General features: G+C 69.6%; 17 protein-coding genes. 8 read left to right on the forward strand and 9 right to left on the reverse strand.

Features of this window, described 5'->3' with window-relative positions; genetic code table 11:
* Positions 1–3: 3 nt before the first annotated feature.
* Together lipB and sucB are read right to left on the reverse strand one after the other, a co-directional pair.
* Positions 4–681, reverse strand: a complete 678-nt coding sequence (gene lipB / locus OPF83_RS03615; RefSeq protein ID WP_264885837.1) for a lipoyl(octanoyl) transferase LipB — start codon at positions 679–681, stop codon at positions 4–6.
* An 82-nt stretch (positions 682–763) separates the two neighbouring features.
* Positions 764–2,953: a 2-oxoglutarate dehydrogenase, E2 component, dihydrolipoamide succinyltransferase gene (gene sucB, locus OPF83_RS03620; protein WP_264885838.1), complete on the reverse strand. Its 2,190-nt coding sequence runs from the start codon at positions 2,951–2,953 to the stop codon at positions 764–766.
* A 314-nt stretch (positions 2,954–3,267) separates the two neighbouring features.
* Between sucB and OPF83_RS03625 the strand changes: the two genes are divergently transcribed.
* Positions 3,268–3,633 carry an oxidoreductase gene (locus OPF83_RS03625; protein WP_264885839.1) on the forward strand — a complete coding sequence of 122 codons (366 nt, stop codon included), beginning with the start codon at positions 3,268–3,270 and terminating at the stop codon, positions 3,631–3,633.
* Between the two features lie 62 nt (positions 3,634–3,695).
* Here the strand turns inward: OPF83_RS03625 and OPF83_RS03630 are convergent, their stop codons facing one another.
* Entirely contained in the window at positions 3,696–5,243 is a 1,548-nt protein-coding gene (locus OPF83_RS03630; protein ID WP_264885840.1) for a leucyl aminopeptidase, read from the reverse strand.
* A 179-nt stretch (positions 5,244–5,422) separates the two neighbouring features.
* Between OPF83_RS03630 and gcvT the strand changes: the two genes are divergently transcribed.
* Positions 5,423–6,535, forward strand: coding sequence for a glycine cleavage system aminomethyltransferase GcvT (gene gcvT, locus OPF83_RS03635; RefSeq protein WP_264885841.1), 1,113 nt, complete (start codon positions 5,423–5,425; stop codon positions 6,533–6,535).
* A gap of 38 nt (positions 6,536–6,573) precedes the next feature.
* Positions 6,574–7,665 carry a branched-chain amino acid aminotransferase gene (locus OPF83_RS03640; protein ID WP_264885842.1) on the forward strand — a complete coding sequence of 364 codons (1,092 nt, stop codon included), beginning with the start codon at positions 6,574–6,576 and terminating at the stop codon, positions 7,663–7,665.
* 51 nt (positions 7,666–7,716) lie between these two features.
* Here the strand turns inward: OPF83_RS03640 and OPF83_RS03645 are convergent, their stop codons facing one another.
* The 3 genes from OPF83_RS03645 to OPF83_RS03655 are packed head-to-tail and all read right to left on the reverse strand — an operon-like array spanning position 7,717 to position 11,150.
* Entirely contained in the window at positions 7,717–8,481 is a 765-nt protein-coding gene (locus OPF83_RS03645) for an adenosylcobinamide-GDP ribazoletransferase (RefSeq protein WP_264885843.1), read from the reverse strand.
* 18 nt (positions 8,482–8,499) lie between these two features.
* Positions 8,500–10,401, reverse strand: coding sequence for a nicotinate-nucleotide--dimethylbenzimidazole phosphoribosyltransferase (gene cobT / locus OPF83_RS03650; protein WP_264885844.1), 1,902 nt, complete (start codon positions 10,399–10,401; stop codon positions 8,500–8,502).
* Between the two features lie 59 nt (positions 10,402–10,460).
* Positions 10,461–11,150 (reverse strand): DUF3043 domain-containing protein, encoded by a 690-nt coding sequence (locus tag OPF83_RS03655; protein ID WP_264885845.1) that lies wholly within the window; start codon positions 11,148–11,150, stop codon positions 10,461–10,463.
* 165 nt (positions 11,151–11,315) lie between these two features.
* Here OPF83_RS03655 and OPF83_RS03660 point away from each other — a divergent pair, with 165 nt between their 5' ends.
* On the forward strand, positions 11,316–11,663 hold the full coding sequence (locus OPF83_RS03660; protein ID WP_264885846.1) for an iron-sulfur cluster assembly accessory protein: 348 nt from the start codon (positions 11,316–11,318) through the stop codon (positions 11,661–11,663).
* Between the two features lie 65 nt (positions 11,664–11,728).
* Positions 11,729–12,706: a carbohydrate kinase family protein gene (locus tag OPF83_RS03665; protein ID WP_264885847.1), complete on the forward strand. Its 978-nt coding sequence runs from the start codon at positions 11,729–11,731 to the stop codon at positions 12,704–12,706.
* A gap of 252 nt (positions 12,707–12,958) precedes the next feature.
* Here OPF83_RS03665 and asnB read toward each other — a convergent pair whose 3' ends face one another.
* Complete coding sequence (asnB, locus tag OPF83_RS03670) at positions 12,959–14,884, reverse strand: asparagine synthase (glutamine-hydrolyzing) (protein ID WP_264885848.1); 1,926 nt, start codon at positions 14,882–14,884, stop codon at positions 12,959–12,961.
* Between the two features lie 229 nt (positions 14,885–15,113).
* Here asnB and OPF83_RS03675 point away from each other — a divergent pair, with 229 nt between their 5' ends.
* Together OPF83_RS03675 and OPF83_RS03680 are read left to right on the forward strand one after the other, a co-directional pair.
* Positions 15,114–16,235, forward strand: coding sequence for a cytochrome c oxidase subunit II (locus OPF83_RS03675; protein ID WP_264885849.1), 1,122 nt, complete (start codon positions 15,114–15,116; stop codon positions 16,233–16,235).
* A 37-nt stretch (positions 16,236–16,272) separates the two neighbouring features.
* Entirely contained in the window at positions 16,273–16,689 is a 417-nt protein-coding gene (locus OPF83_RS03680; protein WP_264885850.1) for a cytochrome c oxidase subunit 4, read from the forward strand.
* A gap of 235 nt (positions 16,690–16,924) precedes the next feature.
* Here the strand turns inward: OPF83_RS03680 and OPF83_RS03685 are convergent, their stop codons facing one another.
* Entirely contained in the window at positions 16,925–18,082 is a 1,158-nt protein-coding gene (locus OPF83_RS03685; protein WP_264885851.1) for an acyl-CoA dehydrogenase family protein, read from the reverse strand.
* Between the two features lie 232 nt (positions 18,083–18,314).
* On the opposite strand from OPF83_RS03685, the gene OPF83_RS03690 reads away from it, so the two are divergent.
* Complete coding sequence (locus OPF83_RS03690; protein ID WP_264885852.1) at positions 18,315–19,901, forward strand: FAD-binding protein; 1,587 nt, start codon at positions 18,315–18,317, stop codon at positions 19,899–19,901.
* 85 nt (positions 19,902–19,986) lie between these two features.
* Here the strand turns inward: OPF83_RS03690 and OPF83_RS03695 are convergent, their stop codons facing one another.
* Positions 19,987–22,443: an AAA family ATPase gene (locus tag OPF83_RS03695; protein ID WP_264885853.1), complete on the reverse strand. Its 2,457-nt coding sequence runs from the start codon at positions 22,441–22,443 to the stop codon at positions 19,987–19,989.
* Positions 22,444–22,513: the final 70 nt, after the last annotated feature.

Below are 22,513 nucleotides of genomic sequence, written 5' to 3' on the forward strand. Positions count from 1 at the left end.
GAATCAGAGGACAGGCAGCCGACCGTCGAGGGCCTCCACCACGTCGGAGGTGGCCTGGTCGATGACGTCCGCAACGGTGACCGTGCGTCCGAGTTCGGCAGTGAGTGACGTGACACCTGCATCGGCGATGCCGCACGGCACGATCCGGGAGAAGGCCCCGAGGTCACAGTCACAGTTGAGCGAGAAACCGTGCATGGTGACCCCACGCTGGACCCTGATGCCGATCGCCGCGATCTTGCGCTCGGGCCGTCCCCCGGACGCCGCGCACCACACTCCGGAGCGGCCCTCGACCCGACCGACCTCGACCCCCAGTCGGGTGCATGTGATGATCAGCGCCTGCTCTATGCGACGAACGTACTCCACGACATCGATCGGATCGGTCAGTCCGATGATCGGGTAGCCCACGAGCTGCCCGGGGCCGTGCCAGGTGATACGACCCCCACGGTCCACATCAATGACAGGGGTGCCGTCCATCGGGCGATCCGAGGGCTCGGTGCGCTTGCCGGCCGTGTACGTCGCCGGATGTTCCAGGAGGAGCACGGTGTCGCCGCGGGTTCCCTCGGCCCGCTCGGTGGCGAGGGCGCGCTGGAGATCCCAGGTCGGTGAGTACTCGACCGTGCCGAGTCTGCGGATCTCCGGAGGGGTGGGATCGCTGCGGAGGGACTGACCAAGGAGGGACATGCCCTCCAGACTAGGCCCCGAGGGGCAACGGCAACGGGCGCCCTCCCTGAAGGAGAGCGCCCGTCGACGGGTCGTGCCGTGACTACAGTCCGAGGTCGCCCTCGAACTCGGCCTTCTCGAGACGGTCCTTGACCGTGGTGAGGAAGCGGCCGGCGTCGGCGCCGTCGATCAGCCGGTGATCGTAGGTCAGCGGGGTGTAGCCCATCGACCGGATGGCGATCGACTCGCCGTCGTCGTCGGCATCCACCACCGGACGGCGCACGATCGCGCCGGTACCCAACATCGCCGCCTGCGGCGGGACCAGGATCGGGGTGTCGAAGAGGGCACCCTCGCTACCGATGTTGGTGATGGTGAACGTGCCGCCCGCGAGATCGTCCGGGGTCAGCTTGGACGACCGGGCCCGCTCCGCGAGGTCGTTGATCGCCTTGGACAGGGCCGGGATGTCCATGTCCTGGGCGTTCTTGATGACCGGTGAGAGCAGTCCGGCCTCGGTGTCCACGGCGATGCCGAGGTTCACCGACCCGTGGTAGGTGATCTCGTTGGAGTCCTCGTCGTACGAGGCGTTGACGTTGGGGTGCGAGACCAGGGCCTCGACCACGGCCTTGGCGTAGAACGGCAGGTAGGTCAGCTTGACGCCGTGCTTGTCGGCGAACTTCTCCTTGACCTCGGCCCGCAGCTGCGCCACGCGCGTCATGTCCACCTCGAAGACCTGCGTGAGCTGGGCGCTCGTCTGCAGGGAGTCGCGGGTGATGCGCGCGGTGACCTTGCGGATGCGGTTGGCCTTCTGCGTGGTACCACGCAGCTCGGCCAGCTCCGGTCGGACACCTGCCGTCGACGGTCCACCGGTGGTGGGCGCCGCGGAGGCCGGGGCCTCGGAGGCGGATTCTGCGGACTCGCCCTTCGCGGCGGCCAGCACGTCCTGCTTACGGATACGACCACCGATGCCGGTGCCCTTGACCGAGTCCAGGTCCACGCCGTTCTCCTGCGCGAGCTTGCGCACCAGCGGGGTCACGTACGGCGTGGTCCCCGCCTTCGCGGCAGCCGCCGGCTCGGCACGCTTCGGCACCGACCCGGAAGCCGCGGCGTCAGCCTGGGGAGCGGACTCCTTCTTCGGTGCCGGGGCACTCTCGGCCTTGGCGGGGGCCGGGGTCTCCTCGGCGGGCTCGGGCTTCTTCTCGGGCTCGGGCTCGGGCTCGGCGGCGGAGTCGTCTGCCGAGTCGTCGGCGCCACCGGAGCCGTCGCCGACGACGGCAAGGGTGGCGCCCACGTCGACGGTCTCGTCCTCGCCTGCGACGATCTTCTGAATGGTGCCGGCGACGGGCGAGGGGATCTCGGTGTCGACCTTGTCGGTGGAGACCTCGAGGAGGGGCTCGTCGACCTCCACGGTGTCGCCCTCCTTCTTGAGCCAGCGGGTGATAGTGCCCTCGGTGACGGACTCGCCGAGCTCGGGCATGACCACGTCGGTGCCGCTGCCGCCGCCGGAGTTGCCGGAGGACTTCGCGGCGGGGGTCGAGGCCTCGTCGGCGGGCTCGTCCTCGGCAGACTCGGCCTCGGGCTCGGGCTCGGGTGCGGACTCGGCCTCAGTGGCGGGCTCGGAGGCGGAGTCGTCTGCCGAGTCGTCGGTGCTACCGGAGCCGTCGCCGACGACGGCAAGGGTGGCGCCCACGTCGACGGTCTCGTCCTCGCCTGCGACGATCTTCTGAATGGTGCCGGCGACGGGCGAGGGGATCTCGGTGTCGACCTTGTCGGTGGAGACCTCGAGAAGGGGCTCGTCGACCTCGACGGTGTCGCCCTCCTTCTTGAGCCAGCGGGTGATGGTGCCCTCGGTGACGGACTCGCCGAGCTCGGGCATGACCACGTCGGTGCCGCTGCCGCCGCCGGAGTTGCCGGAGGACTTCGCGGCGGGGGTCGAGGCCTCGTCGGCGGGCTCGGCCTCGGGCTCGGCCTCGGGCTCGGCCTCGGGCTCGGGCTCGGGCTCGGACTCGTCGGCGGGCTCGGAGGCGGAGTCGTCTGCCGGGTCATCGCCACCACCGGAACCGTCGTCGATCAGCGCGAGCTCCCCGTCGATCTCGACGGTCTCGTCCTCACCGGCGATGATCTTGGTCAGCGTGCCCGCGACGGGCGAGGGGATCTCGGTGTCGACCTTGTCGGTGGAGACCTCGAGCAAGGGCTCGTCGACCTCGACCGTGTCCCCCTCCTTCTTGAGCCAGCGGGTGACGGTCCCCTCGCTGACTGATTCACCGAGTGCCGGCATCTGTACGGAGAAGGCCATTGTGTCGTGACTCCTCGAGAGTTCTCGGTGCCGCTCCCGGGTGTGATCCGCACCCGCCTCGAACGGCGACGTTGTATGGGCAACAATCTGTTAGTCGGAGCACCAGACCGGACGCGCGGTAGCGCTTCCGTTCGGATGATCGTGGTCCATTGTGCCTCCTGCCACTTGTCGGTGTCGCCGGACGCACCGATCCAGTCGCATGAGGAGGGCAGAACACCTTCTCGGCCTCGGGATAGTCGCTGCTCATGCTCGGTACGATCGTCAGAGTTGGATCAGCGTCACCCCGGACGGGGGCTGACGGGAGGGGGACCGCGGTGGGACTGCGCGACATGTTCGGTCGGCGTCGGCGCCGGATCCCCGCCGATCCCGCGGACCTCGAGCACTTCCGCCGGTGGGCCGAGACCCGGGTGGGCATCGAGGCCTTCCTCGAGCCGGAGACGCTGGTGTCGGTCCCGGGTCTGTGCCTCGTGGCCTTCGACGGCGAGTGGACCCGGCGGCCCGTCGGGGACGTGGCCACCGCCCGAACGCTCGCCGCCCAGCTGAAGGTTCCGTTGTTCGACGCGACGGTCTCCGGCTACCCGCAGCGGATGAGGGACTACGAGGAGGTCCGCATCAGGCGCGAGCGCCGGGAGCGCGCCCGGCGACTGCGGGAATCGATGAGAGAGGCCGACGAGCGGTAGTCCGCTCGCCGGCCTCGTGACGGGGCGGGGGCACCCCGCCGAGCTCGCCTGGAGCCGCTGGATCAGCCCTGTGCGGCGATGTCCTCCAGGACCGCCAGCATCGTGCGGACCGGCACGCCGGTCGCGCCCTTGGGCAGGTACCCCTCCGGTGCGCCGTCGTTGTAGGCCGGGCCGGCGACGTCGATGTGGGCCCAGTCCACGCCGTCCGCCACGAACTCGCGAAGGAACAGTCCGGCCGAGAGCATGCCGCCCCAGCGGTGCGGGGTGACGTTGGTCAGGTCGGCCACCTCGGAGTCCAGGCCGTCCCGCAGCTCCTCGGGCAGCGGCATCGACCAGCCGCCCTCTCCGACGGAGCGGCTGAGCTCGGAGACCCGGTCGCGGAAGTCCTCGGTGCCCATGACGCCCGGGGTCTTCTTGCCCAGCGCCACCATCTGCGCACCGGTCAGGGTGGCGGTGTCGATGAGGTGCGAGGGGGAGTCCTCACAGGCGCGGACGATCGCGTCGGCCAGGATGAGTCGCCCCTCGGCGTCGGTGTTCTGCACCTCCACCGTGGTCCCGCCGTACATGGTCAGCACGTCGCCGGGCCGGTACGCGGTGGCCGACGGCATGTTCTCGGCCATGGGGACCGTCGCGACGACGGTCACATCGAGACCGAGTCGCGCGGCCAGGATCACGGTGGCCACCACGGCTGCGGCGCCGCCCATGTCCATGGTCATCTGCTCCATGCCGGCGGCCGGCTTGATCGAGATGCCGCCGGTGTCGAAGGTGACGCCCTTACCCACGAGCGCGACCGTCGGACGGCCCTCGCCGCCGCGGTGGGTCAGGCGCACGAGGCGTGGGCCGCGGGATGAGCCGCCGCCCACGGCGAGGATGCCGCCGAACCCGCCGGCGGTGAGCGCGGTCTCGTCCAGGATCTCGACCTCGAGGCCGGCCTCGCGACCCAGCTCGGCCGCGCGGTCGGCGAACGAGCCGGGGAACAGCAGGTTGGGAGGGGTGTTGACGAGATCGCGGGCCAGTCCTACGCACTGCGCGATGGTGTCCCCGCGGGAGACCGCGTCGGTGCCGCCCGCGCCGGTGAACACCCGGAGTGCGTCGGGCCCCACCTCGTCGTCGTCGCCGCGTCCTCCGTCCTTCGCGGTGACCTTCGCGGGGCGGAACGATCCCAGTCCGGCGCCCAGGGCGACGGCCTCGGCGCGCTCGGCGTCGAGGAGCACCAGGGCCGATCCGAGTCCGCGGCAGGCGCGCGCGGCGGCGCCGGCGGCGCGGCGCAGGGTCTCGTCGGAGATCTCGTCGCCGGCCTCACCCAGGCCGACCAGTACGACGGAGCCGCCGGGCACGCCCGCCGGTGCCGGGACGCGCGTGGTGGAACCGACCTTGGTGGCGGCGCCGACCGAACGCGCGAGGGTGGCGAGCGCGGCGGTGGCCTCACCCTCCAACCCCGGGGCGACGACGACGGGCGCCGCGGACGCTCCCGGGTCCGCGTCGGCACCGGAGGCGGTTCCGGCGGCCGCGATGCCCACCACCACGACATCGGACGCGACTGGCGAGGTGACCGCCTCGATCGGGGCGAGGTCCGGGGTGTGGTCGAGGATCGAGTCCGCGGTCGGCATAGAGCGCTCCTGGGGTCGTGGGGGACAGAGTGGGGTCGTGGGGGACAGGGCGGACACGCGCCCGTGGACGGCGGGTCCGGATGCCCGGAATCGTGGCGGGGACCACCACGGCGAGGGCACCATAGTCTATCGACTAACGTGGGAACCCATTCGTACCGGACATTGCGAGGAGTGGCGATATGGCTGACACCGGAGACCTCCACGAGGGACCACTGCACTCTCGTCACGTCGAGGCCGGTGCGACGTTCGCGCCCTTCGGCGGCTGGTCGATGCCGGTCCAGTACACGGGCACCGTCGCCGAGCACAATGCCACCCGCAGCACCGTCGGTCTGTTCGACGTGAGCCACCTGGGCAAGGCGCTGGTGAGCGGTCCCGGCGCCGCCGAGTTCGTCAACTCGTGCTTCACCAACGATCTCGACCGGATCAGCGCGGGGAGCGCCCAGTACACGCTGTGTTGCAACGACGACGGGGGAGTGGTCGACGACCTGATCGCCTACCGCGTCTCGGACGAGGAGATCTTCCTCATCCCCAATGCGTCCAACACGGCCGAGGTCGTGCGGATGCTGCAGGCTGCCGCGGCCGAGCGCGCGCCGGAGCTCACCATCACGGACGAGCACCGCTCCCGCGCGGTGATCGCCGTCCAGGGCCCGCAGTCCGCGGAGGTGCTCACCGCCCTCGGCCTGCCCACCGACCTGGGCTACATGGCCTATGTCGACGCCGATTTTCAGGGCACGTCCGTCCGCGTGTGCCGCACCGGGTACACCGGTGAGCTCGGCTTCGAGGTGCTGCCCGCCTGGGATGAGGCAGGTGCCCTGTGGGACGCGCTCGCCGAACAGGTCCTCGCCCGCGAGGGCGCGCTCTGCGGACTCGGGGCGCGCGACTCGCTGCGCACCGAGGCCGGGTACCCGCTCCACGGTCACGAGCTGTCGGTCGACCTTAGCCCGCTCGAGGCGCGCTGCTCCTGGGCCATCGGCTGGGACAAGCCCGCGTTCTGGGGCCGCGACGCGCTCCTCGCGCAGAAGGAGGCGGGCCCGGCCCGTCGCATGTACGCGCTCAAGGTCACCGGCCGTGGCGTCCTGCGCGCCGACCTCACCGTGCGTTCGGACGGTCGCGACGTGGGCGTCACCAGCTCCGGAACGTTCTCGCCGACGTTGAAGACGGGCATCGCCCTGGCGTTCATCGAACTCGACGCCGGACTGAAGAAGGGAGACGAGGTCGTGGTCGACGTCCGCGGGCGGGACGTACCGTGCCGCCTCGAGGTACCGCCTCTCATCGAGATCCGCACCCGCTGACGCCGCCCCACCTCTCCATTTCCAGGAACGAGCACTCCATGCCCGAGTTTGAGATCCGCCCCTCGTCCTCCCCGATATCCGCTGACGAGCGCGAGGCCATCCTGGCCGCGCCGGGATTCGGACAGTATTTCACCGACCACATGGTCACCATGCGGTACGCGGACGGCGCCTGGGGCACCCCGGTCGTCGAGGCGTACGCCCCGTTGAGCATTGACCCGTCCGCGGTCGTGCTGCACTACGCCCAGACGATCTTCGAGGGCCTCAAGGCCTACCGCCAGTCCGACGACTCGATCGCGTCCTTCCGGCCCGAGCAGAACGCCGCGCGGTTCAACCGCTCCGCCGACCGCCTGGCGATGCCGCAGGTCCCCGAGGAACTGTTCCTCGAGTCTCTGCGGCAGATCGTCGCGGTGGACCGCGACTGGGTCCCCGCCGCCGGTGGTGAGGAGGCCCTGTACCTGCGGCCGTTCATGATCGCCACCGAGACCGGACTCGGCGTGCGTCCGGCGGACGAGTACCTGTACTCCGTCATCGCCTCTCCGGCCGGCGCCTACTTCTCGCGCGGTGTCGCACCCGTGAGCGTGTGGCTGAGCACCGAGTACGTCCGCGCCAGCCCGGGGGGCACCGGCGCCGCCAAGTTCGGTGGCAACTACGCGGCGTCGCTGCGGGCCCAGGACCAGGCCGCGGCGCAGGGCTGCGACCAGGTGGTCTGGCTGGACGCCATCGAGCGCAAGTACGTCGAGGAGATGGGTGGCATGAACCTGTTCTTCGTCTACGGCACCGGTGATTCGGCGGAGATCGTCACCCCGGAGCTCTCCGGCTCACTGCTGCCCGGCGTCACGCGCGACAGCCTGCTGACGCTGGCCGCGCATCTCGGCTACCCCGTCACCGAGCGCAGGATCTCCGTCGAGGAGTGGGAGTCCGGGGTCGCCTCCGGCGCGATCTCCGAGGTCTTCGCGTGTGGCACCGCCGCCGTGATCACCCCCGTCGGGTCCGTCAAGCACGCCGGTGGCGAGTTCACGATCGGCGACGGCGGTTCGGGTGAGATCACCATGAAGCTCCGCGAGACGCTCACCGGGATCCAGCGTGGCTCCGTCCCCGACCCCTTCGGCTGGATGACGACCCTGGCCTGACGCGCGGAAGACCCTGGCCTTAAACTAGGTCGACCCTGGCCTGACGCGAGGTCAGAGCAGGAGAACGGCGGCGACGAGTGTCGCCGCCGTTCCCATTTCGATGGTCGCGCCGAGCACGTCGCCGTTGATGCCGCCGAGTCGGCGCACCGCATGGCGGGCGAAGCCGGCGGACGCCAGATAGGCGGCGAGGCCTACGGCCGCGCCGATCGCGGGGGAGAGCCAGTGGCCGGGGGCCCATCCGGAGCCCGCCGTTGCGGCACCGGCGATGACGCACAGGAGCCCGGCGCCGACCACCGCAGCTCGTGACTGCGATCCCGCGACGGTCGCACCGAAGCCGGTGTCCGTGGCAGCCGGAACACCTCGGCGTAGCTGAACGACGGGGAGGCAGCGAGACACCACGAACGCGGCGACCGGCGCGAGCCAGGTCCCCGAATCGACCAGGGCGCCCAGCGCCGCGACCTCGGCCACCAGGACCAGCGCGAGGACCGCGGCGCCCATCGGACCGACGGACCCCGACCGCATGATCTCGAGCGCCCGATCCGGACCGGCATAGGACCCGAGGCCGTCGGCGGTGTCGGCGAGGGCGTCGACGTGCATCCCGCGGGTCAGGGCCAGCACCGCCGCGATCCCGATCACCCCGCTGAGGACCGGACCCGCCCCGAGCGCGTGGGCGCCGTGGGCGAGTGCGGTGGCGACGACGCCGCAGACCAGCCCCACGACCGGCAGGGCGGTCATGGCCCGGCCCGCCGCGGCGGAGTCGGGGACGCCGGTCCTGCCGACCGGCAGCACCGTCATCCAGGACAGTGCGAAACGCACGGCGTCGACCACGGCAGGTCAGTCGCCCTTGCCGCTGACCCCGGCGTCGGCGAAGGTCGCCATCTCCGCGAGCACGGCGATCGCGGCCTTCACCGTCGGGAGGGCGGCGACGGCGCCACTGCCCTCGCCGAGACGCATGGAGTGCTCGAGCACCGGAGTCATCGACAGGTAGGACAGTGCGGCACTGTGCGCGGGCTCGGCACTGCGGTGCCCGGCGATCCACCACTGTCGTGCTCCCGGCGCGAGCGCTTCCGCCACCAGCGCGCCCGCGGTGACGACCGAGCCGTCGAGGATGCACGGGGTCCTGCGGACCGCGGCCTGGGCGAGGAACCCGGCCATCGCGGCGAGGTCCGCGCCGGCGACCTTGCGCAGCATCGTCACGGGATCGCGCAGATCGCCGCGGGCGCGGAACATGGCGTCGCGGATCGCGGCGGTCTTGCGCATCCAGCCCTCGTCGTCGATCCCGGTCCCGCGGCCCACCAGTTCGACGGGCTCGTGGCCGGTGATCAGGCAGGTCAGTACCGTGGCCGGGGTGGTGTTCCCGATCCCCAGGTCGCCGGCGATCAGCATGTCGGCGCCGGCGTCGACCTCCTCGTCGGCGATCCGACGACCCGCCGCGATGGCGGCGCGGACCTCCTCCTCGGACAGGGCGTCCTCGCGGTCGATGGCGCCGGAGGACCGGCGGACCTTGTGATCGGCGAGGCCACCGGGACGCTCGGCGGACATGGCGAGGTCGGCGACGCGGACGGTCGCGTCCGCCTGCCGGGCGAGGACCGACACCGCCGCGCCTCCGGCGACGATGTTGTCCGCCATCTGCAGTGTGACCTCGACGGGGAACGCGGAAACACCGTGCCGGGCGATCCCGTGGTCACCGGCGAACACCACCACGCGGGCCCGCTCCAGCGGCTTCGGGGGGCAGACGCCCTGGCATGAGGAGATCCACGTGCCGAGCTCCTCCAGTCGACCCAGTGATCCGGCGGGCTTGGTGAGGATGGCCTGCCGCTCCCGGGCCTCGTCGGCAACAGTCGGCGACGGAGAGTGGATCGGCGGGAAACCGACCGGATCGTCGTAGTAGGACACGTCGCGTAGCCCGGGAAAGTCGCCGGGCGGAGTGGATTCGGCGTACCCGGCGTCGACTGCTGCTGCGCCCGAGGAACTGTCGGAGCCCTCAGCGCGCGCAGTGCCCTCTGGGCTCTCGGAGTCACCGGCGTCACTGGCCGCGACCGCGGGGACCGCCTCGTGGGCCGGAGCCCGGGTGGATGCGGTGGCGGGCGTTGTCGTCGTCATCATCATCGCGGCACCCGACGCCGCGACAGCACCTGACGCTGCGGCGGCTCCCGAGGCTTCCGAGGCTCCGGCAGCCCCCACAGCCGCGGTGCCGGAGGGCACCGACGTGCCGGCGGTGAGGGGGAGCGCGCGCCCGGCGACGACCAACACCGCCGAGTCACACACCTCGGCGAGACGATGGTTGACGGTGCCGAGAACGTCGGCGAACACCCGACCGGCCAGCGTCTCGGACACCACGCCCAGCCCCACCTCGGGCGAGACCAGGACGACCGACCCGCTGTGGGCGGCGACCGCCTCGATCAGCGCGTCCACCTCACCCTCGATGGCGAGGCCACCGTCGGTCCACCCGAGCGTCGCGTCCATCCGGCGCGTCACCCAACCACCGAGGTCATCGACCAGCACCGTCGCCGACGGGTTCTCCGACAGGACCCGGGCGACCTCGTCCGTCTCCTCCGTCAGCCAGGAACCGGGCCGACGGTCCCGGTGCGCGGCGATGCGCGCGGACATCTCGTCGTCGCTCGCATCGACCCTGGCGGTCGCGACGTACACCACATCGCCGCCCGCACCCACGGCCAGGGACTCGGCATGGGCGGACTTACCTGAGCGGGTGCCGCCGAGGACGAGGTGGCGCATGGAGGATCGGCCCTTCGTGAGAAGCGTCGTGGATCAGGTCAGTGGGGGAGGTACAGTGCTCAGATGGCGTCGCCCGGACGGACACGCGGCTTGGGAGTCCGGAGCATGCGGGGCTGCGTGGCACGCATGACCGCGTACCAGCCCATACCGAAGCCTGTGTCCTCGGTGTCGGGGAAGCGCTCCCGGACCGCCGCGTTGACGGTGCGGCCGAGGAGGATCCCGTCGATGATCACCACCGCGATGAGCACCAGGAACAGGGTCTGGCTGTACATCATCAGCGTCGGATCCGGGATGAGCTGGAAGATGATCACGAACAGCGCGAGCGGCATGAAGAAGTTGATGAGACGACGGTGGGTGTCCACCCAGTCGCGCGCGAAACGGCGGACCTCGCCCCGGTCGCGGGAGAGGACGTACCGGTCGTCGCCCTCCATCATGAGTTGACGGCGCTCCTCGCGGGCGGCACGCTCCGCGGCCCGGTTGGCCTTGCGCTCCTCCTTGGACATGCTGGCCTCGGCCGCCTTGCGGCGCTCCCGGGCCTCCTTGCGCGTGACCGGCGCGGTGACCGGGCCCTGGCGCAAACCGCGGGCACGCTCCTGGTCCCGCCGCTTCGGCGTGGGCTTGCCCTTGCCGGCAGGCTTTCTCGGGTCGACGACCTCCGCCTCGGGGGTCTCCGGCTCGGGCCGGGCCTCGGGTGTGGGAGAACCCTGCTGGTTCTCGTCGTCTCTGGAGCCGAATGCGCGCAACTTCACACAGTCAAGGCTAGGCGATCGGATGCGAGGCCGGACATTCACCCATGCGTGATAGGAGGCGTATCGTGGGCGAGGGAACGGGCGCCCGGGAATAGAAGGCTCCCGGTAGGGCGTTGCACCATGCACGACGTCCCCGAATCCTCTCGGACCGCAAGGAGAACCGACATGACCACTGCGGAGAACACCGCCACCGGCGTACTGCTCACCGACGCTGCCGCGTCCAAGGCCAAGGCGCTGCTCGAGCAGGAGGGTCGCGATGACCTGTCGCTGCGGATCGCCGTCCAGCCCGGTGGCTGCGCCGGCCTGCGCTACCAGCTCTTCTTCGACGACCGCTCGCTCGACGGCGACGTGGTGGACGACTTCGGCGGTGTGAAGCTCGCCGTTGACCGTATGAGCGTCCCGTACCTCACCGGTGCCTCGATCGACTTCGTCGACACCATCGAGAAGCAGGGCTTCACGATCGACAACCCCCAGGCGACCGGCTCGTGCGCCTGCGGTGACTCGTTCAACTGACCTCACGGTCATCACGACGACCCGGACCGACTGCGTATCGGTCCGGGTCGTCTACTGTCTGGGGCATGTCCGTCGTCATTACCGGTTCCATCGCCACCGACCACCTCATGACCTTCTCGGGGAAGTTCTCCGAGCAGCTCCTGCCTGACCAGCTCGCGCACGTCTCGCTGAGTTTCCTGGTCGACTCCCTGCAGATCCGTCGCGGAGGCGTGGGCGGCAACATCGCGTTCGCGCTCGGCGTCCTGGGCCAGCAGCCGCACCTCGTCGGCGCCGCGGGCGAGGACTTCGCCGACTACAAGGCCTGGCTCGAGAGCCACGGCGTGGACTGCTCAGCCGTGCACATCAGCACCGCGCTCCACACCGCCCGGTTCGTGTGCACCACTGATTCGGAGATGGCGCAGCTCGCGTCCTTCTACCCGGGCGCGATGACCGAGGCGTCGACCATCTCCCTCGCGAGCCTGGTCGAGCGCATCGGCCGCCCCGAGCTGGTTCTCATCGGAGCCAATGACCCCACCGCGATGCACTCGCACACCGCGGAGTGCCGTGAGCTGGGCCTGGACTTCGCGGCCGACCCCTCCCAGCAGCTCGCGTTCCTCGACGGTGAGGCTGCTGCGGCGCTGGTCGACGGTGCCCGGTACCTGTTCACGAACGAGTACGAGTACGAACTCCTGCTCACCAAGACCGGCTGGACCCCCGAGGAGCTCGACTCCAAGGTCGGTACCCGCGTCACCACGCGCGGCGGCAAGGGCGTCGTGATCGTGGAGTCCGGCGCCGAGCCGATCGAGGTCGGGATCGTGCCTTCTGACAACCTGCTCGACCCGACCGGTGTCGGTGACGCGTTCCGTGCGGGTTTCCTCAGCGGTGTGACCGACGGGTACTCGCTGGAGCGTTCGGCCCAGTTCGGCGCCCTCATCGCCACGCACGTCCTGGAGACCACCGGAACCCAGGAGTGGACGATCGATCCGGTCTCCGCCCGCCGCCGACTCGTCGACGCCTACGGCGCGGACGCCGCCGCGGAGCTCGCCGCGCTGCTGCCGGGCTGATGCCTGGCTGATGCTCGCGGTGTAGTCGCGTCCGAGGTGTAGGCGCCGGGCCGCCTGCCGCCTCCTGCGAGCCGTCGGCGGCCGCCTCTCACCCGGCGAGCGCCTTTTAGTAGTGAGCCGTCACTCCGGTACGGTTTGGCGAATTCCGACCTGGGGGAATGCTGACCGGAGTGACGGCTGACGGTTCGCACGGGGGATTCGGCCAGCTAGCGTGGGGCTCGACCGGCAGAGTCGCGCGGGACTCGACGCCGGTTAGAGCCGGACCGGGTAGTCGCGCTGCTCGATGTCCGGCACGATCCGGCCCTCGACGAAGATGCCGTGCCAGATCATGAAGCAGAGCATCGTCCAGATTCGGCGGCTGTGGTCGGAGACGCCGTCGCGGTGCTCGTCGAGCATCCGCAGCACGGCGGCCTTGTCGACGTACTCGTCGGTCCCGGAGGCCATCACGTGCTCGCGGGCCCAGTCGTGCAGCTCCGGACCGGCCAGCCAGTGGCGGGTCGGCACGGGGAAGCCGAGCTTGCGCCGGTGCAGGACGTGCGCAGGGACGATCCGCTCGAGTGCCTTGCGGAGCGCGTACTTGGTGGTGCCGTGGGCGACCTTCTCGGTGTGCGGCAGGCGGGAGGCCACCTCGTATACCTCTCGGTCGAGGAACGGCACCCGGAGTTCGAGCGAGTTGGCCATGGTGACCTTGTCGGCCTTGACGAGGATGTCGCCGCGCAGCCACGTGAAAAGGTCGAGGTGCTGCATCCGCGCGACCGGGTCCCAGCCCCGCGAGCGCTCGTAGATCGGGGCGGTCACGTCCTGGTGCCCCCACTCGGGGCGGTACTCGCGCAGGACGGAGCGGACCTGGTCCTCGGAGAACGACCGCGCGTTGCCGTAGTAGCGGTCCTCGAGGCTCATCGAGCCGCGGTGCAGGAGGCCCTTGCCGCGGGTGCCCTCGGGGATCTTGGTGCTGGCCCGGCCGAGCGCGCGGCGCAGGCCGCCGGGGATCTTCTCGAACGGCGCGAGGGAGAGCGGTTCCTTGTAGATGGTGTAGCCGCCGAACAGTTCGTCGGCGCCCTCGCCGGACAGGACCACCTTGACGTGCTTGCGTGCCTCGCGGGCGACGAAGTAGAGGGGGACCAGGGCCGGGTCGGCGACGGGCTCGTCGAGATACCAGATGATCTCGGGGATCGCGGCGGCGAACTCTTCGGGGGAGACCACCTTGACGATGTGTTCCACGCCGATGGCCGCGGCGGACTCGGCGGCCACGTCGATCTCCGAGTAGCCCTCGCGCTCGAACCCGGTGGTGAAGGTCAGCAGGTTCTCGTTGTGCCGGCGCGCGAGTGCGGCAATGGCGGTCGAGTCGATGCCGCCGGAGAGGAACGAGCCGACGGTGACGTCGGCGCGCATGTGCTTGGCGACCGAGTCCTCGAGGGCGGCGGCGACCTCGTCGTAGCGGCGCTCGGCGTCGCCGTCGGCGACGGGCACGACGGGGAAGGTGGGTTCGAAGTACCGCTCGATGACGGGCGCGGCGCCCGGGGTGAGGGTCGCGTGGCAGCCCGACTCCAGGCGCCTCACGCCGCGCGTGAGGGACTCGTCTTCCGGGACGTACTGGAGGGTGACGTAGTGCTGCAGGGCGCGGGTGTCGAGGGAGGTGTCGACGACGACGAGGTCGAGCAGTTCGCTCACGGACTTCTTCTCGCTGGCGAAGACCGTCCCGTGCTCACCGGTCGCGATGTACAGCGGCTTGATGCCGAACGGGTCACGCGCCACGAAGAGGGAGCGCTCGACGGTGTCCCAGATGGCGAACGCGAACATCCCGCGGAGCCGGCGGACCGCGGCGGGGCCCCAGTGGTGGAAGGCCACCACGATCGGTTCTCCGTCGCCCTCGGTGCGGAACGTCGCGCCGTGCTCGTTCTCGAGCTCCGTCCGGAGTTCGAGGTAGTTGTAGATCTCGCCGTTGAAGACGAGTGCGTAGCGATCCGGCTGTTCCGGCGGCCCCCAGCGCAGGGGCTGGTGTGAATGGCTGATGTCGATGATCGACAGGCGGTTGAACCCGAACGCGACGTCGTCGTCGGCCCAGGTGCCGACCTCGTCGGGGCCCCGGTGGCGCTGGCAGCCCATCGCGTCGAGCACCCGTTGTTCGTGGGTGCGGGCGGAGCCGTCGGGGGTCAGCAGACCTAGTAGGCCACACATACGTCGGGTACCTCGTCGATCGTCGGTCGGTCAGGGTGTCACGGACCAACTTGCGCGCCTCGCGACGGGTTCGAATACTACTGGTCCGTGCGTTCCACGCGGTTCCGGCAGACGGCGCGGGGGCGCATCGGGTGAATTGCCGGACCCGCGGCTTCCAATCTGAGAGCCGTGGTCTACTCTTCTAAGGTGTCCCGGCCATGTGGTCGGAGCCGCTGATCAGGAAGGCGTGATGGTGGAACAGCGTGCAGGGCGTCGTCGGACGCGCAGGGCAACACTGGCGATGTCGCTCGCCACATTGGGCTTGCTGTTGTCCGGTTGTAGCCTCCAGACCGACAACAAGTGGTGGAACCAGACGATCAACTTCGGTTTCCCCACCGGGATCACCCCGGAGGGCACGGCGATCCGTGAGTTCTGGACCGGAACCGCCATCACGTCGCTGATCGTCGGCTTCTTCGTGTGGGGCCTCATCTTCTGGACGATGGCGTTCCATCGCAAGAAGAAGAACGACAATGGTGAGTTCCCGCGGCAGACCGCGTACAACGTGCCGCTCGAGTTGATCTACACGGCCGTTCCGTTCGTGATCATCTCGGTCCTCTTCTACTTCACGGTCATCACCCAGAACAAGGTGCTCGACCTCAAGCCGGAGGACGAGGTCGACGTGCGTGTCGACGTCACCGCGTTCCAGTGGAACTGGAAGTTCGGCTACAACAAGGTCCAGGTCAACGACCGGATGTACATCGAGGACGGCACCAACGAGGAGGCGACCCGCCAGGCCGAGGAGGCCGGCGTGCTCTCCGACGAGGAGCGCGCGGCCCGCGGTCAGGAGGGCAAGCCCGCCGCCGGTGGTCCGATCCACGGTCGTCTCGCGGAGGACAAGTCCTACCTGCACTACAACACGATGGAGACCGTCGGTACCTCTGAAGAGGTCCCGGTCCTGGTTCTGCCGACTAACAGCCGTATCGAGTTCCGTCTCGCCTCCGCTGACGTCATCCACTCGTTCTGGATCCCCGAGTTCATCTTCAAGCGGGACGTCATGCCGCAGCCCGGCCGCAACCAGCAGCTGAGCATGTTCCAGATCGAGGAGATCGAGCGCGAGGGCGCGTTCGTCGGCCGGTGCGCCGAGATGTGCGGCGTCTACCACGCGATGATGAACTTCGAGCTCCGTGCGGTCTCGCCGGAGGACTTCGAGCGGTACATCCAGTTCCGTCAGGACAACCCGACGGCCAGCAACGCCGAGGCGCTGCAGGAGATCGGCCAGGCGCCGTACGCCACGTCCACGTCGCCGTTCAAGACGGGTCGAAGCGATACGCGTGACCAGAACAACATCATCGAGACCGCGTCGGGCAACTGACGTCTCTCCCGGTATCACGCGAAGGACTCCATAAGCGATGAACGCAACAGTAAGAATGTTCGACGGACTGGTCATCTTCCTGGCCATCATGGGTGTCGGATACGCTTTCCTCACCGGTAACTCCCGGACCGGCGTCGAGTGGGTCGGCACCACCTGCTTCATCCTCTCGGCGGGCCTCTGCCTGCTGGTCGGCGGCTACCTGCGCTTCGTGAATCGTCGGATCAGCACGCTTCCCGAGGACTACGAGGAGGCCGAGGTCTCTGACGGCGCCGGCGAGCTGGGCTTCTTCAGCCCGCACAGCCTCTGGCCGCTGCTCATGGCATTCTCGATCTTCCTCATCGGTTTCGGTGCGGCGTTCTGGAACTGGTGGGTGCTCATCGGCGCGGCCACGTTCCTGATCATCACCACCTGTGGTCTGGTCTTCGAGTACCACTGGGGTCGCGAGAAGCACTGACGCGCTCCGACACCTGCAGCTTCCCGAGAACCCCCGCCGCCCACCGCGCCGGGGGTTTCTCGCATCACCAGACTGCGGGGGTTATCGCATCGCCGGACCAGGGACGGGGGAGATGCTGGAGAACCCTCTTGTCCGATGCGGGGATCGCCACTGCCCGGGCGAACGACGGGGCCCCGCCTGCAGTGGTGCAGGCGGGGCCCCGAGCTGGCCGGTGCGCTACCGGCGGCTGACGGACCTACAGGCCCATGTCCTTGGCGATGATGGACTTCATGACCTCGTTGGTGCCGCCGTAGATGCGGTTGACCCGGTTGTCCGAGTACAGGCGGGCGATCGGGTACTCGTTGATGAAGCCGTAGCCACCGTGGAGCTGCAGGCAGCGGTCGATGACCTCCGCGGCGACCTCGGTGCAGAACAGCTTGGCGGACGCCGCCTCGGCGGGACTGAGCTCGCCGGCGTCCAGCGCCTCGAGGGAGCGGTCGGCGACGGCCTGGGCGGCGTCGACCTTGGCCTGGCAGGCCGCGAGCTCGAACTTGGTGTTCTGGAACGAGGCGACGGTCTTGCCGAACACCTCGCGCTGCTGGACGTAGTCCTTGGCGAACTGCACGGCCGCGGCGGCCTGTCCGTATGCGCCGTAGGCGATGCCCCAGCGCTCCGACGGCAGGTTCTGCCCGAGGTAGCTGAACCCCCGGTTCTCGTCGCCGAGCAGGTCTTCGACCGGGACCTTGACGTCGGTGAAGGACAGTTCCGCGGTGTCGGAGGTCTTGAGTCCCACCTTGTCGAGCTTGCGGCCGACCTCGTAGCCCTCCAGTGACGTCTGGACCGCGAGCAGGGAGATGCCGAAGCGCCGATCGTCCTCGCGCTGCGGTGCGGTGCGGGCGCAGACGATCACGCGGTCGGCGTGCACACCGCCGGTGATGAACGTCTTGGACCCGTTGAGGACGTAGTGAGTTCCGTCCTCGGAGAGCTTGGCGGTGGTCTTCATTCCCGCCAGGTCCGAGCCGGTACCGGGCTCGGTCATGGCGATCGCCCACATCTCCTCGCCGGAGACGAACTTGGGGAAGTAGCGCTGCTTCTGCTCGTCGGTGGCGAGCATCTTCAGGTACGGGAGACAGAGGGAGACGTGGACGTTGGAGCCACCGAACGTCACGCCCGCGCGGGTGAGTTCCTCGATCTGAATGGCCTCGAACTTGTGGGAGTCGAGCCCGGCGCCGCCGTACTCCTCGTCGACGCTGATCCCGAACAGTCCCAGGTCGGCGAGCTTGTAGTAGAACTCGCGGGGGACGAGTCCCGCCTCGTACCAGTCCTCGTAGTGCGGTGTCACCTCGGACTCGATGAAGGAGCGAAGGGTCTGGCGGAAGGCTTCGTGGTCGTCGTCGAACACAGTGCGGCGCAAAGGACTGCCTTTCGGGTGGTCGTCCTGTGGACTGTCGAGGTGACACAGGACGGAAATTGAACGTGCGTCTGCCTCTGCGATCGTACTAGGAGTGCAGTCCATTATCGCGGAGTCGCCGGTCCTTGTCGCAGTCGAAATGTGGAACGTGTTCTACTTAGGTACGCCGGTGGCTAGGCTGGCGAACAGAGTTACGGCGCCGATACCCACAGCGGCAGGCGCCCGTGGATGACCGATGACCAGTGAGGATACAACCGTGCTGCAGGACAAGACATTCGACGCCGAGTTCGACGTAGTGGTGGTGGGCTCGGGAGTGGCCGCGATGTTCGGCGCCGCCGTCGCGGCACGTCGCGGCTTGTCGACCTGTCTGGTGGAGAAAACCGACCGGTTCGGCGGGACCTCCGCCTACTCGGGCGGCGCCGTGTGGCTGCCCGGTAACTCGGTCCTCACCGACGGGGGCCTCGAGGACTCCGTCGAGCGGGGCAGGGAGTACTTCAGGTCGGTCGTGGGGAACCGCACCGATCTGCTGGTCCAGGACGCGTTCCTCAACACCGGACCCACCGTCGTGGACTACCTGAAAGACGAGCTCGGGATCCCCATGCGGTTCCAGGCGTTCCCGGACTATTTCGACGCCCCGGGCCGGCAGGACGTCGGGCGCAGCATCTATCCCAAGCCGGTCAAGGGGGAGGAGATCGGCGAGCGGGCCCGCGACATCCGCCCGCCGGTGCCCGTGGACCAGTTCGGTGCGCCGGAGGACAACTCCCGTCTGGAGGGTGGCCGTGCCTGGATCGCCCGCCTGGTGCTGGCCCTCGACGCCATGGACAACGCAGAACTCCGCTTGAACAGCGGTGTGAGCGACCTGGTCACCGACGAGGACGGGCGGGCCGTCGGCGTCGTCGTCGTCGAGGGTGGGCAACGACGCACCCTCGGGGCGCGACGGGGCGTCCTCGTCGCGGCGGGGGGCTTCGAACGGTCGGCAGAGCTCCGTGACGAGCTGCAGCAGATGCCGACGGCCGACTGGTCGTCCTCGCACCCAGACACCGGCTCGTCGGACGTGGTTCGCATGTTCGAGGCCGTGGGGGCCAAACTCGACCTCCTCGACCAGTCCTGGTGGTGCCCCGCGACCCTGTTCCCGAACGGGCACGCGGCGTTCACGTTGGGCTTCCGCTCCGGCATCATCGTCGACAGCGGGGGAGAGCGGTTCGCCAACGAACTCCTGCCGTACGACCAGATGGGACGCCAGCTGCGCGCTCGCATGCAGGCGGGCGCCGGCCACGACTTTTGGTTCGTGTTCGACGACGCCGAGGGCGGCGGATTCCCCGCGATCTGTATCCCGGCCCCGGATGCCGACGAGCACCGCGAGGCGGGGCTGTGGCACACGGCGGGCAGTGTCGAGGAACTGGCAGAGGCCATCGGGGTCGACCCGGCAGCGCTGCGCGGCAGTGTGGACCGGTTCAACGGATTCGCCGCCAAGGGCGAGGACACGGATTTCCACCGCGGTGAGGACCCGTACGGGCGCTTCTTCCTGGGTGCCACCACAGCGCAGCAGTGCCTGCAGCCCATCGGCGGGGAGCGCCTCCACGCGGTCCGCCTGGTACTCGGGGACCTGGGCACCAAGGGCGGTGCGGTGATCGATGTCAACGGCCGTGTGGTGGGCACGAACGGCCATCCGATCCCGGGTCTGTACGCCGCCGGAAACTCTTCCGCCTCGGTCTCGGGCGAGGTCTACCCCGGGCCGGGCACGCCGCTGGGTTCAGGAATGTCGATGGCATTCCGTGCGGTGGCCGACATGGCGGGCGAGCCGCTGCCCGTCGAGCTCTAGACGGCGTCCGGGTCTGCGTCCGGCTCCTCGTCCCTGTACGCGCCTGTGTCCGCGCCCGCGCCCGCGGCGTTCGCGCCCGCGGCGTTCACACCCCGTCACTGTCCCTGCCTCGGGCCCAGTCCAGGAAGTCGGCCACCGTCAGGATCGGCTTCCCCCACGTCAGCGCGTTGCGCGCCTTGGTCGACTGGGTCCCCGGCTCGGCCACGACCAGCACGTCGCAGCGCGACCTCGTGACGGTCGAGACCGGCTCGAGCCCGTGGCGAACCGCGACAGCCTCCATGTCCTGACGGGAGAGCACCTCACCCCGGTCGTCCAGGGCGCTACCGGTGAAACACAAGCGGGTACCTGCGGTGAGGACCGCCCTTGCCTCAGTGCGGGCGGTCGGTCGCAGTCCCCTGGTCAGGTCCGCGCCGAGCAGGTCCCCGGCCGCCTCCAGTCGGGCCAGGACGGCATCGGTGAGCGGCACACGCGCGGCGGCCGACCGGAGTTGCTCGGCGACCAGCGCCCGCGCGCCCACGTGGAGCTCACGATCCCCCGCGGTGAGCTCCACCGGCGGCGAGCTGCCCTGACCCCGGGGCAGACCGAGCAGAGCCGCGCCCACCTCCGCGCTGACCTCCACCATGGCGGACAGCTGGGGGAGAGCTGGGTTCCACGGAGTGCTGTGCCCCTGGTCACGGCTCAGGAGATACCCGATCTCGCCGTCGTCGACCAGGTCGGCGTCGAACTCCCCGGCCGCTCCGTCCGGGGGCCACAGGCGTGAATGAGCGGCAAGCGCCGACCGGGCCCGGGTGAGCGCGGACGCAGACCGGCTCCGGGCCCGCTCGCCGGGGATGAGGTGCGGCGAGGAGAGATCCACCCCGTGTGGCACAGGCGTGGCACTGCCGAGTCTCCTGAGCTCGTGTTCGATCTGCCCGAGCGTCTGCTCCACTCCCACTCCGACCGGCGTGTGGCCGTCCAGAAGGGGCGCGAGGATCGCCCACGCCTCGAGGAGTGTGGGTGCGAGCGCGACATCGGAGGCGGAGATCCCGTAGTCGGACCGGGCCGCGGCAAGGTCTCGCCGGGGGTTGATGAGCGTGGAGACCGCTGTTCCGTCGGCGAACGCCACCGCCAGCTCGACTGGGCGCGGTCGTGACCGTGTGCTCTCGTCCCCGACGGTGAGGACGGCGATGGCGCAGTACCGTCGCTTCCGGCCGTCGAGGTCAGCGGAGCGGAGGAAGCGGGTGATCCGCCGGTCGGTCACAAGGTCGCGGGCGGTGACGGGGCGGGTGAGCACCAGGCCGGCGAGGGAACGGCACCTGCTCAGCGCCACGTACAGCTGACCGGCCGCGAACGTCCCGCCGCCGAGATCCACGACGAGCCTGTCGAGGGTCTGTCCCTGGCTCTTGTGGATCGTGATGGCCCAGGCCAGGGCGAGAGGGAACTGGGTGTAGGTGCCGATCACCTCGTGTCGGACCCCGTCGCCCGAGGCGACAGGGCGGGTGATGTCCCAGGTGTGGGGCTCGACCTCGACAACGTCACCGCCGGTGAATCCGACGACGACGACAGGGCCCCGCTCGCGCAGGCCGTCGCGGTGTCCGTGTGTGACGTCCAATACCTGTCCGATGGTCCCGTTCACCCACCGGTCGTGCGGGTCGTTGGTCAGCATCATGATCTGGGCACCGATCTTGATGCTGACCATCTCGGAGGCCGGCGGTTCGAACTCCGCGAACTCACCGGTGACCGAGGCCTCCAGTGACAGCGCCGCACCCGGGAGGCGTTCCAGGCGGCGGTTGTTGTGCGCGGTGGCCCTCCGATTGGTCGTGGTGAGGGTCAGCCAGAACTCGTCGTCCGGGGGAGTGAAGTCGGGGTCGGTGCGCTCGTTGAGTCTCTCGCGTGCGTGCCCGACGAGGACGCCCTCGCGGAGAGAGTTGAGGATTCGGGTCAGTTCGGGATCTCCCGATTGGCGGAACACGTGGGTGAGGTCGACGGTGGGGAAGTACTCGGGGCTGAAGTGGTGTGCGGAGAAGAAGTACGGGGTGTCGTACAGGCGGCCGAACCAGGCCCTGTCGCTCGTGGTCACGACCGGCGGCAGCTGGTAGAGGTCACCCACCAGGACGAGCTGCACGCCTCCGAACGGCAGTGTCGGGTCGGGGCCGAATCGCTCCAGTGCGACCACGATCATGTCGAACACGTCGGCCCGGATCATCGACACCTCGTCGAGAACGAGGGTCCGGACCCGTGAGAGTGCTCCGGCGAAGCGTCCGGGGCGGTACTCCGTGCTCCGGACATGGTCGACCGTGTGGCCGGGGCGGAAGCCGAACAGGCGGTGGATGGTGTAGCCGCCCACGTTGAGCGCGGCGATTCCCGTGGGTGCGGCGACGAGTGTCGCGTGCTGCGTCTCGTCGAGGAAGTGCCGGATGAGAGTCGACTTGCCCGTTCCGGCCTTCCCTGTGAGGAACAGGTCGTGCCCTCCGTGGAGAAGAGCGAGTGCGTGTCGGAGCTCGTCGGTGAGGATGACCGGCTGCGTGTCGTCGGCCCCGGCGCGTGGATCATGCGGGGTCATGACGCTCCTGTCGGGGAGGTGCGGGGAAGAAGACTGCGGGCCGGACCTCCGAGTGGAGATCCGGCCCGCG

This window comes from Dietzia sp. NCCP-2495, assembly GCF_026011735.1.
GTDB lineage: Bacteria > Actinomycetota > Actinomycetes > Mycobacteriales > Mycobacteriaceae > Dietzia.

What these genes read in the sequence shown, in the direction of transcription:
- lipB (WP_264885837.1), bottom strand. Translation starts at nt 681, where the DNA reads ATGTCCCTCCTTGGTCAGTCCCTCCGCAGCGATCCCACCCCTCCGGAG.
- sucB (WP_264885838.1), bottom strand. Translation starts at nt 2,953, where the DNA reads ATGGCCTTCTCCGTACAGATGCCGGCACTCGGTGAATCAGTCAGCGAG.
- OPF83_RS03630 (WP_264885840.1), bottom strand. Translation starts at nt 5,243, where the DNA reads ATGCCGACCGCGGACTCGATCCTCGACCACACCCCGGACCTCGCCCCG.
- gcvT (WP_264885841.1), top strand. Translation starts at nt 5,423, where the DNA reads ATGGCTGACACCGGAGACCTCCACGAGGGACCACTGCACTCTCGTCAC.
- OPF83_RS03640 (WP_264885842.1), top strand. Translation starts at nt 6,574, where the DNA reads ATGCCCGAGTTTGAGATCCGCCCCTCGTCCTCCCCGATATCCGCTGAC.
- cobT (WP_264885844.1), bottom strand. Translation starts at nt 10,401, where the DNA reads ATGCGCCACCTCGTCCTCGGCGGCACCCGCTCAGGTAAGTCCGCCCAT.
- OPF83_RS03660 (WP_264885846.1), top strand. Translation starts at nt 11,316, where the DNA reads ATGACCACTGCGGAGAACACCGCCACCGGCGTACTGCTCACCGACGCT.
- OPF83_RS03665 (WP_264885847.1), top strand. Translation starts at nt 11,729, where the DNA reads ATGTCCGTCGTCATTACCGGTTCCATCGCCACCGACCACCTCATGACC.
- asnB (WP_264885848.1), bottom strand. Translation starts at nt 14,884, where the DNA reads ATGTGTGGCCTACTAGGTCTGCTGACCCCCGACGGCTCCGCCCGCACC.
- OPF83_RS03675 (WP_264885849.1), top strand. Translation starts at nt 15,114, where the DNA reads ATGGTGGAACAGCGTGCAGGGCGTCGTCGGACGCGCAGGGCAACACTG.
- OPF83_RS03680 (WP_264885850.1), top strand. Translation starts at nt 16,273, where the DNA reads ATGAACGCAACAGTAAGAATGTTCGACGGACTGGTCATCTTCCTGGCC.
- OPF83_RS03690 (WP_264885852.1), top strand. Translation starts at nt 18,315, where the DNA reads ATGACCAGTGAGGATACAACCGTGCTGCAGGACAAGACATTCGACGCC.
- OPF83_RS03695 (WP_264885853.1), bottom strand. Translation starts at nt 22,443, where the DNA reads ATGACCCCGCATGATCCACGCGCCGGGGCCGACGACACGCAGCCGGTC.